This window comes from Bradyrhizobium sp. RT6a (assembly GCF_040547675.1).
GTDB lineage: Bacteria > Pseudomonadota > Alphaproteobacteria > Rhizobiales > Xanthobacteraceae > Bradyrhizobium.
On record NZ_JBEPQC010000010.1, the window covers coordinates 175180 to 186984 of the forward strand.

12 protein-coding genes and 1 tRNA gene are annotated in these 11805 nt (G+C 63.9%); 9 read left to right on the plus strand and 4 right to left on the minus strand.

All coding sequences use genetic code 11. The features are described from left to right. Window positions 1-6: 6 nt before the first annotated feature. The 6 genes from ABIC03_RS34765 (at window position 7) to ABIC03_RS34790 (ending at window position 4872) form a co-directional block, all read left to right on the plus strand. Complete coding sequence (locus ABIC03_RS34765) at window positions 7-282, plus strand: hypothetical protein (RefSeq protein WP_247454052.1); 276 nt, start codon at window positions 7-9, stop codon at window positions 280-282. 74 nt (window positions 283-356) lie between these two features. Next, window positions 357-884, plus strand: coding sequence for a hypothetical protein (locus ABIC03_RS34770; RefSeq protein WP_354064864.1), 528 nt, complete (start codon window positions 357-359; stop codon window positions 882-884). Then, window positions 884-1792, plus strand: a complete 909-nt coding sequence (locus ABIC03_RS34775; RefSeq protein ID WP_354064866.1) for a hypothetical protein — start codon at window positions 884-886, stop codon at window positions 1790-1792. Before ABIC03_RS34770 ends, ABIC03_RS34775 begins: the two co-directional genes overlap by 1 nt. A gap of 2 nt (window positions 1793-1794) precedes the next feature. Beyond that, complete coding sequence (locus tag ABIC03_RS34780; RefSeq protein ID WP_354064868.1) at window positions 1795-2241, plus strand: hypothetical protein; 447 nt, start codon at window positions 1795-1797, stop codon at window positions 2239-2241. A gap of 709 nt (window positions 2242-2950) precedes the next feature. Next, entirely contained in the window at window positions 2951-3418 is a 468-nt protein-coding gene (locus ABIC03_RS34785) for a hypothetical protein (protein ID WP_354064870.1), read from the plus strand. An 11-nt stretch (window positions 3419-3429) separates the two neighbouring features. Continuing rightward, window positions 3430-4872: a virulence-associated E family protein gene (locus tag ABIC03_RS34790; protein ID WP_354064872.1), complete on the plus strand. Its 1443-nt coding sequence runs from the start codon at window positions 3430-3432 to the stop codon at window positions 4870-4872. A 175-nt stretch (window positions 4873-5047) separates the two neighbouring features. Here the strand turns inward: ABIC03_RS34790 and ABIC03_RS34795 are convergent. From ABIC03_RS34795 to ABIC03_RS34810, 4 genes are all read right to left on the minus strand, one after another. Next, window positions 5048-5123, minus strand: a tRNA-Thr gene (locus tag ABIC03_RS34795). 99 nt (window positions 5124-5222) lie between these two features. Further along, window positions 5223-7010: a heme biosynthesis HemY N-terminal domain-containing protein gene (locus tag ABIC03_RS34800; RefSeq protein WP_354064874.1), complete on the minus strand. Its 1788-nt coding sequence runs from the start codon at window positions 7008-7010 to the stop codon at window positions 5223-5225. A 36-nt stretch (window positions 7011-7046) separates the two neighbouring features. Next, on the minus strand, window positions 7047-8294 hold the full coding sequence (locus ABIC03_RS34805; protein WP_354064876.1) for a COG4223 family protein: 1248 nt from the start codon (window positions 8292-8294) through the stop codon (window positions 7047-7049). Window positions 8295-8363: 69 nt separating this feature from the next. Further along, window positions 8364-9110 carry a uroporphyrinogen-III synthase gene (locus ABIC03_RS34810; protein WP_354064878.1) on the minus strand — a complete coding sequence of 249 codons (747 nt, stop codon included), beginning with the start codon at window positions 9108-9110 and terminating at the stop codon, window positions 8364-8366. A gap of 164 nt (window positions 9111-9274) precedes the next feature. Between ABIC03_RS34810 and tsaD the strand changes: the two genes are divergently transcribed. From tsaD to ABIC03_RS34825, 3 genes are read left to right on the plus strand one after another with little or no spacing between them, the layout of a single operon-like run. Further along, the gene (gene tsaD, locus ABIC03_RS34815) at window positions 9275-10348 is read left to right on the plus strand and encodes a tRNA (adenosine(37)-N6)-threonylcarbamoyltransferase complex transferase subunit TsaD (protein ID WP_354064880.1); all 1074 of its coding nucleotides are present in this window, start codon (window positions 9275-9277) and stop codon (window positions 10346-10348) included. A gap of 2 nt (window positions 10349-10350) precedes the next feature. Beyond that, a complete protein-coding gene (locus tag ABIC03_RS34820) occupies window positions 10351-11331 on the plus strand; it encodes an NAD(P)H-dependent glycerol-3-phosphate dehydrogenase (protein ID WP_354064882.1) in 981 nt (326 codons plus the stop codon). 2 nt (window positions 11332-11333) lie between these two features. Further along, window positions 11334-11747, plus strand: a complete 414-nt coding sequence (locus ABIC03_RS34825) for an EVE domain-containing protein (protein WP_354064884.1) — start codon at window positions 11334-11336, stop codon at window positions 11745-11747. The last annotated feature ends 58 nt before the right edge of the window (window positions 11748-11805 follow it).

Here is an 11805-nt window from a genome sequence, read left to right on the forward strand (position 1 = left end):
AGTCACATGATGTTCAATATTTTTGATGCCAGCGGCCTGCGTGTCCGCCGCGATATCACCGCCGAGGAATTGGCGGCTCTTCCGGAAGCAGAGCAAGAGATCGCGCCCCGCTACATCGCAGCGGCGCTAGATGACGAAGAGGCCGCGGATGCGGTGCGTGAGGCCGAGCGCGTTCTGCGGCAGTGTCAGCGGGACGAAGACACGGCAATTCTCGCGGCCCAATCTGATCCTGTTCAGGATCGCATCGATGCCCTCAGGGCGGTCATCGCCGCGAACCAATAATCTGTGGCTCCCCATTGCTCCGGTCTTCAAGCAGCCGGTGCAAAACTTGAGGCGGTCGGGTTGAGTACTGCGTCTTGCATCCGGCCGCCTCATGTTCTCTCGAAGGAAATCTCATGTCCGTTCTCGATGTCTCCAAGCTCAACGATAAAAATCCGGCTCATTGGACCGATTCCGGCGAGCCCTCGCTCGCTGCGGTGAAGGCCATCGTCGGCAGAGCCGTGTCCCGTGACGAAGTCCGAGCCAGCGGTCGGATGCGCGGGCAAGGGGCCTCTGCCAAGCCTGTTGTCAATCATACGTTGGAGATCGCTAAGAAGGCGCTGGCAACTCAGGAAGCGATCAAGCGGCTCGCGGCTGCCAAGGCTTTGTCGAAAGAGACGAGTGCGGTGATGGCGGCCGTGCATGCCGAAATGATGCGCGCTTCGCCTCCTCCTTCAAGCGATGAAATCTATCGCGCGCACCTCGCCGCGCTCGCAAAGCACAAGCCGGCCGAGCCTGTTGAGGTGAAGGCCGCCAGCAAGCTCGACGCCATCATGCAAGCCGCGCCGCGTCGCGGTGCTCGGGATGTCACTGGCAACACGCGGCGGGTGTGGAGCATTCGGTGATGAAGCGCGAACCTGAATTGCTGCAAAAGCTTGTCGACGGAATTCAGGAGTACGGCACCATCAAGAATGCGTGCCGCGCGTGTGGCGTGAGCAAAGCTGCGTTCTTCAATTGGTGCAAGCAATCCGGGTCGGGCGGTGGCGAAGAGTTTATGGTGTCGGTCGGCGAGGAGCCGCTGTTATTCCACGAAGCCGTGAAGGTGGCTCAGCGACAAGTCTCATTCGAGATACTTGAGAATTTTCGTTATCGGCTGCTCCACGGAACGGACGAAGTAGCACGCTTCCAAGGCCGAACCGTTTGGCGCACAGACCCAAGGGTGGCCCACCTCTCGGATCAGGATTTGACCGATCTCGGCATCACGACACGATATCTCCGTGACGCCGATGGCGAGTTCATTCCGGAGACGATCCATCACGAGCCCAGCGTGCAAGGTGTACTCGCCTTTTTGGCCGCGGAGTTTCCTAAGCAGTGGGGTAACAAGAGCAGCGTGGAGATCAATCAGCGGTCGACCGGAGTCCAAGTGGTCTCGCACCGCTTCGCGTCGAAGCCATCTCTCCCGCCAGTGCAAGAGGTCGCGCGGGTTGCCGCGATCGATGCGCCAATCATCGATATCGAGCCGGATGACCTTGCTGACCTACTCGGCGAAGAGCCCGTTGGTGAGCAGGCACAGCCCGCGCTCGCGGCTAAGCCTATCGCTCCCGCGCCGAACGCCGAGCCTCAGCCGGTACAACCGGCGCAAGTCTCCGAACTAACCCGCGACCTCCTCGATCGGCTTGCGCGGCGCCCGGGTGCCGATCGCGCTGCGCCCGTCATGTCACCATCGGTTTTTCGCCCTGAGGCTGACGATCTCGATCCGCGACGGACGGGCGCCGGATCAGGTCCTCCGCCGGGCGCTATAAAGGTCGTGTGACGATGGACGTGTTCGAAGAACTAGCCGGCGGCGGCTCAGACGAAGCTCCGCTCGGTCAGGCTACGTCCGCGGCATCCGCCTCGGCGAGCGTCCTCGTGGTTCCGGAAAAGGCACCAAGCGGCCAAGCTTTGCACGTCGAGGAAATGGTTTTCTTGCGTACCGGTCGCATTCCTCAGGTGGTCTTCGAAAGCGTCGACCAGGACAGCAATGAAACCATCTTCGACAACGAGATGGAGTTCCGGCGCGCAATGGATTCGCTCTCGCCCGTGATCGTCGAGGCCGCGCTCGCCTGGAGCGGCGAAAGGGTTGGCCCCATCTATGCGGCGCACCGTGAGGAAATCGACGCGGCCAACGCGGGCCAGACGACACAATCACCCGGAGTGGGCGCCATAGCTCCTCGCGCGAAGATGCCCCACAGCACCGGCCGCGATCGGGGGCAGAAGAGATGAACGGAGCGCGACAATATTCCGAGGAGCAATCGGGTTTGCGATCCTACGGAGCCTCGCGCGGATTCTGGGGAGGATGAAGTTCTACGTAGGAGCCGCACGGTGCTACGGGAGAAACTCGTGGCAGCATGTCTCTTCATACCGGGGGCATTTGTCCCCCGCAGATGTCCTGAAAGTCGGCATCTTTCCTACTGGAGCGCGCTGGCGTTGCGCGCGTGCCGGCTGGATTCATCCGCGACGCATGCGGGGAACGTGAAGCCGCGCTACGTGAAAGCCTCTCCTCGACTCTGGAAACGCGTTTGAGGACCCATCCAGTATGAATAAGCTTTAATGTTAAATCCGCGGAGGCTCTGCCGCCCATAAAAACCGCTTACACTTCGCATTTTGGTATGCGAGGCAAGGGTTCTGGAAAACGAAAAGGCTGCCGGGCCTCGACAACCCGGCAGCCTTAGAAAGAGTGCGTAGCGACGTTACCAGCGTCCTCCGCGCGACACCGATAGGAGCAGTGTGCCGATGAAAAATCATATCCCAGACCCAGCGTCAATCACATCCCCAAAAGAAAGCGCGCTGCGCGAGATCATGCAGCGTGACCGTCGCGTATTGGACTGTCGCGCCCTGAAGGGGGACGAAGAACGACGCGCCAAAATCGCAGCCACTCTTAGAAGTCACACGTGCACGGAGCCCCCACGGCCGCAAGCCGGGAGCAACGCCCATGTATAGAGTATTACTCGACGACCGCAGTTGGGAACTACCTCGCGACTTCGATCCGCCTAAGCCGCTTCGTGCTGCCCAGATCGCGCGGCTCGGCGACGCTCTCGATGAACTTGAGGGCGCTCCGCCGTGGCGCCTGGCTCGAGGCGATGCAGAGATCGATTATCTCAATGCGGTTCGCGACCGCACGTGGGCCAAGATCAGGAAATTGGAGCGCTTGAAGCGTGTGTCGTCCTTTAAGGACGGCCAGCTCATGAAGGCAGAGGTTACGGATGCGCAATGCAGGCTCGACCGGGCGTGCACCGCCCGCGAAATCTGCGACGCACGAGCAGCGCTGGAACTGACCCGATGTAGATTTGAAATCTCGCAGCGGAAATATAGGCAGTCACGGCGACCGGCTTTCGCCGGCGAGCGCGCCGACAAGAACATCATCACGTTGCGCGGAATGGCTTTCCGTCGAGACAAATAGCGAGGCCCCTCATGAGTAAGCGTAACCAATCCCCACAGAAGCAAGCCGAAGTCGCGGCCATTGTCGGTACGGCCATTGTCACGGCGAGGGCGCCGGACCCCCACCTCGTCCTGATTGACCGGAAGGAAGTGAGCTGGCCGGAGGTCGTCAGGGGAGACACACCCCTGAAGGGCAGCATGATGAATGCGGTTAAAGCCATTGAGGAACTCGGCCTAGATTGCAAATTCGATATCTTCCATAACCGCAAGATCATCAATGGTTCAGTCCTGTCGGAATTTGCCGGCGATCTCTCCGACGAGGTTACGCGTAAGATTCGCGAGGTCTCTTGGATGAACTTTCGTTACGATCCCGGCATGGAAGCCACGTATCAAGCAGTCTTGCGCCACTGCGAGGAACACCGCTTCCACCCTATTCTCGACTATCTGACAAGCCTTCAATGGGACGGCAAGCCGCGCCTCGATACATGGCTGGTGCGGTATCTCGGCGCCAAAGATACCCCGCTCGCGCGAGCGCAAGGCGCTACTGTCCTGACTGCCGCTGTTGCCCGTATCAAGCAGCCCGGCTGCAAATTCGACCACGTCCTTGTGCTGGAGGGGCCGGAAGGAAAAGGCAAGTCAAGCGTTGTCCAGGTTCTCGCGAACGGTCGTCGTGGCTCAAACGAAAACTTTTCGGACTCCCCAATCCTCGCGGTCGATGAGCGGAAGCAGCAAGAATTAACGCGCGGCGTTTGGTTCTATGAGATGGCTGAACTTGCTGGCATGCGCAAAGCCGATCAATTCGCGATCAAGAATTTCATTACCAAGCAAGAGGATCGCGCTCGGCCTGCCTACGGCCGCTTCGAAGAAGTGCAGCCTCGATCATGCATCTTCATCGGCACGTTCAACACCGCCCCCGGCGGCGAGCTTATTGAGTATTTGAATGTCGGAGATCAACGCCGATGGTGGCCGGTTTCGATCGGCGACATCGACATCGAAGCACTTGAACGCGATCGGGATCAGTTGTTCGCTGAAGCCATGGCTTCCTATGATCTAGGGATGCCTCTCTATCTCGATCCCACGCTTGAAGCCGCTGCGCGGAATGAGGCCGCGCAGCGCGAGGTTGCTGACCCGCTTGCTGATGCGCTCTCTGACCTCGACGCCTCAGTGCTGAAGATGCTTCACACCAAGACTGCGCCGAATGGAGCCGGAGTTGCTGTTAGCGACCACAATGGAGGCAAGCTTTTGACGGTCGGCGATCATGCAACGCCATCCGCGCTCGTGACGGAGTCGGAGATTTGGATTTCAGCGAAGTTTGTGACTGCCTGCGTCCCGGCCAGCCGCCAGAACGATGCCAAGGGCATGGCTACGGCCCTGCGAAAGCAAGGTTGGTCCAAGGTGGAGGATCGCCGCGCCGGCTTCAAGAGCCGCGGTTACGTCCGCCGACGCGATGATCTTGAAGACCTCATCGGAGGATGATGGCAACGACGCTACGCTGGTCAGCGGCTGAGGCATCACGACCCCACCGCGGAACTTATGTTTTGCCGTTGCCGGCCTGCTCAACTTGTATTCCCAGTGTATTCCCAGGCAACTAAGGCGTTGGAGGCCCTTGGCCCTAGTTTCTGGGATTCGGCCGCTCAATCAATGAGATGAGTGGTGCCGCAAGAGGGATTCGAACCCCCGACCCCGTCATTACGAATGACGTGCTCTACCAACTGAGCTATTGCGGCGAACCCTGCCGGGGCCGCGCGAGGCCGGTCCCGTTACGCGCGCTCCTGATATCGGGCGGGGCCCGAATTGGCAAGGTGGAGCCGGCTTCGAAATGCCGCTCACCCGCCCCAGCGAGACCAGAATCCGCGCCAGCCGCCGGCCTGGGCCTTTGCATGGTCCCTGGGCGTGCCGATTTGTTCCGTAAATTCATCGCTCGGCCCCTCGTCGTCGATCCCGGGATCATCCGGGGCACGGACGATCGGGATGACGGCGGGGATAGGCGCTGGTGCAGGCTTGCCGAGGTCGGCGCGGGTCCTGAAGACCGGCGTTGCCGCCGCCGGCGATGATTCGGCGATCTCAGGGGCCGGCTTGACCGGCTCGGCTGGCGGGACCACCGGCTCTTCCTTGACGGTTTCCTTGGCGGCTTCCTCTAAGATCTCCTTGGCCTCGAGGGGCGGCGAATTATCCTGCGGGGCAGGCACCGGATTCGGCGCCGTTACGGCCGGTTCCGCCGGGCTTTCGCTCGGGACCGCCGTCACCCGCTTCGGCGGCGGGGCCGCCAGCATGGCTTCCTCGAAGGCTGAGGATTCGATCATGGCGCCCTTGTCGGAAGGAAGACTCGCGACCGGTGTTTGCCACTGGAACGCGTCGAGGCGGCCGGTGACCGGGGAGACCGGACGCCAGCGGTCGCTGACATAACCGTCCGCGGTCCAGGCCGGATCATGGCGGGCGCGCACCGCGCGCAAGGTCCAGGCGCGGGCCCGGCCGCCGTCACCATGCTCGGTACGTTCGATCTCGGCCATCAGCAGCGCCACGCGCTGGGTCGGATCGTTGACATAAGGCGACAGCACCGCGCGCGCACGGGCGAACTCGGATGCATCGATCGCGGCGCGCGCGATTGCCAGCTGGCCCTCGATATAACCAGCCTTGTCGGCAGGAATCTTGGCCACAAGCGTCTCGACCCGCTGCAAGCGCTGCCGCGCGGAATCCCCCAGCTTCACATGCGCATAGGCATCCGCGAGATCCGGATGCGGATTGGCGAGCCAGGCAGTTTCCACCAGCTTCATGGCGCGTCGCACCTGATGCGCCTCGCTCTCGAATTTTGCGGCGAGCACTGCGGCCGGAACCAGGGTCGGCGCGAGCTTGACCGCCTGCATCACGCTTTCGCGCGCGACGTCGCGGTCCATCGTTTCCAATTCCAGCGCGCGGGCGGCGAGCAGCACGCCGCGTTGGCGGCGATAGGCCTGCTTGTCGATCAGGCCCGCGGACAGATTCGAATCGAGGATCGCGAGCGCGCCGCTCCAGTCACCGCGCGCGCAGCGGAAGCCGAGCACCGCATGCGAAGCCCAGGTCGAGGACGGCGACAGCTTGATCGCTTCCTCGGCGATCATCACCGCACCGACCGCATCGTCGGCGCGCTGCGCCTCGATGAACAGGCCGCGCAGGCCGAGCAGGCGCGTGTCCTCGCGCTCGGCCATGACACGGAAGACGCGCTGGGCCTCGTCGCGATTGCCCTCGAGCTGCGCCGATTGCGCATGCAAGAGAAGCGCGAGCGGATCGTTTGCTGCCAGCCGCCGCGCGGTATCGGCGTGACGACGGGCAAGCGCGGTGTCGCCATGGCCGATCGCAAGCAGGCCGTGGGTGATGGCGTGGCGGCCGCGCGCGTGACGCTTGTCGTGACGGCGGCGGCGCAAACGCCCCGGAGCGCGCCAGGCCATCGTCAGCAGGCTCCAGACCAGCACGACCGCCGCGGCAAACAGGCCAAGCAAGAGCACGAATCTGGGAAGCGTCGTTGTGGCGCGGAAGGCGCCCGCGGTTAGGACCAGGTCGCCGGGCTGATCGGCAACCCAGGCCGCGCCGGCCGCCGCCAGCGCGATCAGGACGAGGAAGAGGACGATGCGAAGCATGACGATCCCTATACGCGCTGATTGTTGCGCGAACCTTTATTGACCAGGCTTGACGAGATCCGCCATGGCGCCGTCGGCGAATTTGCGTGAGGCGGCGAGCGCCGCATCACGGGCATCGGCCTTGTCGAGCCAGGCTTGTGCCGGTGCACGATCGGCCTCGGGCAGCGTCTTCAACTCGCGCCGTGCCTCGACGAAATCGTTGCGCAACGCAGCCGCCGTCACACGCGCGACGATGGCGCCGCGATCGTTGCCGACCCCGTCGGTACGCTCGATGCGGACGAGTTTTGACGCCCCCGCCTGAAGACGCTCGACGATTCCGGTGCCGCTGGCCGGGGCTTCCGCCGGCGGCGACAATTTTGGCACGATGTTGAGGAGCTCGCGACTCAACGCGACCGGCGTCGGAATGCCTGACGATGCAAAGGTGTCGAGCGGCTTCAGCATATCCGGCTTTGTTGCCAGCGACCGCGCTGCGGCGAGCTGAGATTCGTAAGCGTCGCCGTGGCGAACAGCGACGTCGAGCAGGGCCGCCGCCACCACGTGGCGCAGGGGCTTGTCGTCCATCGCCTTGGCGTCGGCGATCTTCTCGCTCTGCTGCGCAAGTTCGGCACGTTCGGTCTTGCTGGCGCGCTCGAGCTGCGCGAGGCGGTCGTTGAGAGCGGCAAGATCGGGCGCGGCGGCACTCGGCGCGGATTTCGCGTCGTTCATGGCACTCGCGGTCTTGTCGGACTGTGCGCGCAAATTGGCGATGTCGCCGCGCAGGCTCGTTGCGGATTTCTCCAGCGCGTCGATCCGCGCCACCATGGCCGGATCGGCGGCAGGCTTGCCCGCCTTGGCTTCGACTGCGGCCACGCGCCCGCTCAGCGCCTCGACGGTCGCGCCCGTCACTTGCGGAGCAGCCGGCGGCGCCTGCACCGCAGGCCAGCCCAGCATCCACCCGACGGCGATCACAATGGCGGCCGCGACGGCGCCGGAGAACGGAGCGATAACCCAGGGTGAAATTGACGGCGGCACCAGCGCGGACGCAACGGAAGACTCTTCCTCGGCAGGCTCGGGCTGTGGCTCGGCATCAGCTTCTTCGGACTTTGCCTCCTGAGACTTGCCCTCTTCAGATTTGGCCTGCTCATGCGCGGCCTGTTCGGTCGCTGCCTCAGCCTCCGGCCCGCCCGTCACCTCCTGCGGCAGGGTCGAGACTTCGGTTGCCTCGAGGTCGATGGTGGGCGGATTGCGCTTGGCACGGCCGGACTCGGGAGCCAATCCTGCGTCTTCAGGCTTGTCGTCGGCCATCGTGACGGTTCCTCACACTTACCTGCCCTGAACGAACGGATCCGATTGCGTCGGATTCGGCCCGACCTCTTACGCCAAACGGGTGCGCAAAGCACGCTCCAAGGTGTCGAATAAGGCATTTTCGTCCGGCGTCGCGGCCACCAGAACCTGCGCGGCACCGGCCTCGCGCAGAACGCCGGCGACGGTCTCGGACAGGCAGCATTGCGGGATCGCCAGGGCCGAGATTTCGACACCTTCGTCCTGCGCGGCTTCCAGGAAAGCCCGCGCGCTGCGCCGGGAGTAATGCAGCACCGCCTCGATCCCATGGGCGGCAAAGCCCTCACAGACATCACGCGGCAACAGCTTGACCGGCGCCATGCGATAGGTCGTCTGCGTGACGACGTTGAAGCCTTCGGCGCCCAGCTCACCGCCGAGGTCGCGCGACAGATCCGCGCCCGCGAGATAGAGCAACGTGCTCTTCTTGTTGAGCCGCTTGTCGCGCGCGCTCTGCATCACCTTGTCGCGCAAGGCCGCGGCATCGCCGCCGGCGACGACCACCTCGGCAAAGCCGGCATCGCGCGCGGCGGCGGCCGTGTGCTCGCCGACCGCGAACAGCGGCAGTTCCAGGAGACCAAGCTCCTGCAATTGCGGCGCGACACCACGAATCGCATTGGCCGACGTGACAATGACGGCGCTGTAGCTCGTTTCACTCTCGTCATGGAAGGCGACCGGCTCGCACTTGAGCACCGGCGCGAGCAGCACCACATGACCCCGTGCACGCAGATTTTCCGACGTCGCTTCATTGTCGGGATGCGGCCGTGTGACAAGAATGGACATCGCTTGTGTTCCCGAACCACGTGGCAGTGGCGCTTTGACGAGGGACGGCCGCGCGTGACGATTGCGTTGGCCGACCCCGGAATGCTACCGGACGTACCAGAACTCTGCTTTGCGGATGAGCGCAAGGGGGGCGAGAAGGGCGCAAATTGGATAACAATTCGCCAATGCTGGTACTGGGCATCGAAACCACCTGCGACGAGACCGCCGCGGCGGTGATCGAGCGCGCGCCTGACGGCAGCGGCAAGATTCTGTCCAATATCGTGTGGTCGCAGGTCGAGGAGCATGCCCGTTTCGGCGGCGTGGTACCTGAGATCGCGGCCCGCGCCCATGTCGACCTGCTCGACGGCATCATCAACCGCGCCATGACTGAGGCCGGCATCGACTTCGCCCAGCTCGACGGTGTCGCGGCCGCCGCGGGCCCGGGACTGATCGGCGGCGTCATCGTCGGGCTCACCACCGCGAAGGCGATCGCGATGGTGCACGACACGCCGCTGGTCGCGGTGAACCATCTGGAAGCGCATGCGCTGACGCCGCGCCTGACCGACGCACTCGAATTTCCCTATTGCCTGTTTCTCGCCTCGGGCGGCCATACCCAGATCGTCGCCGTCACCGGCGTTGGTCAATATGTGCGCCTCGGCACCACCGTCGACGATGCGATCGGCGAGGCCTTCGACAAGGTCGCGAAAATGCTGGGACTTCCCTATCCCGGCGGACCGCAGGTCGAGCGCGCAGCAGCCAGCGGCGATCCCGCGCGCTTTGCGTTTCCGCGGCCGCTGCAGGGACGCCCCGACGCCAACTTCTCACTATCGGGATTGAAGACGGCGGTGCGCAACGAAGCGAGCCGGTTGGCCGAGATCACACCGCAAGACGTCAGCGATCTCTGCGCGAGCTTTCAGGCGGCCGTGCTCGACTCCACCGCCGACCGGTTGAGCGTCGGCCTCAAACTCTTCCGCGAGCAGTTCGGTGCGCCGCGTGCGCTGGTGGCGGCCGGCGGCGTCGCCGCCAATCAGGCGATCCGCGGCGCGCTGCATGACGTTGCGAGAAAAGCCGGAACACAATTGATCATGCCGCCGCCGGCGCTCTGCACCGACAACGGTGCGATGATCGCTTGGGCCGGCGCCGAACGTCTCGCACTCGGCATGACCGACACGATGGAAGCACAGCCCCGTGCGCGCTGGCTGCTCGATGCGAACGCGACGGCACCGGCCGGATACGGCAAGACGCGCGCGGGATTCTAGCAATGACAGCATTCCGATCTGTCGCAGTGATCGGCGCGGGCGCCTGGGGCACGGCGCTGGCGATGGTGGCGGCGCGGGCCGGACGGAACGTGACGCTGTGGGCGCGCAATCCCGAGCACGCGACGCGGATCGCATCGAGCCGCGACAATCCGCGGCTGCCCGGCGTGCGGCTTGCGCCGGAGATCATCGTCACGAGCGACCTGGCCCTCGCCGCGCGCGCGGACATGCTGCTGATCGCAGTGCCCGCGCAGCATCTGCGCGGTGCTGTCAACATGCTCGCCTCGCACCTGGAAAAGCCGGTGCCGATCATTGCCTGCGCCAAAGGCATCGAGCACGGCACCCACAAGTTCATGACCGACGTGATTGCGGAGGCTGCGTCGCACGCGGTGCCGGCGATCCTGTCGGGTCCAAGCTTTGCCGACGATGTCGCGCGCGGCCTGCCGACGGCAGTGACGCTGGCGGCAAAGGACGACGCCTTGGCGAGCCACCTGGTGCAGGCGCTGGGCTCGCCGACGTTCCGGCCCTATCACTCCACCGATGTCCGCGGCGTCGAGATCGGTGGCGCCGCCAAGAACGTGCTGGCGATCGCGGTCGGCATCGCGGTCGGGCGCAAGCTCGGCGCTTCCGCCCAGGCCGCACTCACCACCCGCGCCTTTGCCGAACTGACACGCCTCGGCCGCGCGCTCGGCGCACGCAGCGAAACACTCACGGGCTTGTCTGGCCTCGGCGATCTGATCCTGACCTGCTCGAGCCCACAATCGCGCAATTTCGCGCTCGGCCTGGCGCTTGGCCGCAGCGAGCAGCCGCCCGCCGGCAAGCTTGCCGAAGGCGAATTCACCGCGCCGGTACTGATCGAGCTCGCGGCTTCGCAAAACATCGAAATGCCGGTATCGGAAGCCGTCGCATCGATCCTGACCGGCAGAAGCACGATCGACGCCGCGATCTCGGGGCTCATGACGCGACCTTTCAAGGCAGAGGAATGAACATGGCGTACTGGCTGGTGAAATCCGAACCATCGGTGTGGTCCTGGGACCAGCAGGTGGCGAAAGGCGCCAAGGGCGAATCCTGGACTGGCGTGCGCAATTACACCGCGCGCCAGAATCTCGTCGCCATGAAGAAGGGCGACAAGGCGTTCTTCTATCATTCCAACGAGGGCAAGGAGATCGTCGGCATCGCGGAGATCGTCAAGGAAGCCTACCCCGATCCAACCGACAAGACCGAAAAATTCGTCTGCGTCGATATCAAGGCCGACAAGCCGTTGAAGATTCCGGTAACGATGGCCGCGATAAAGGCCGAGAAGAAGCTCGCCGACATGGCGCTGGTGAAATATTCGCGCCTCTCGGTGCAGCCGGTGACGCCCGAGGAATGGAAGCTCGTCTGCAAGATGGGTGGGATGTAGGCTTAGGTGCTGTAGCCCGGATGGAGCGCAGCGCAATCCGGGAAAATCCCATGTGGCA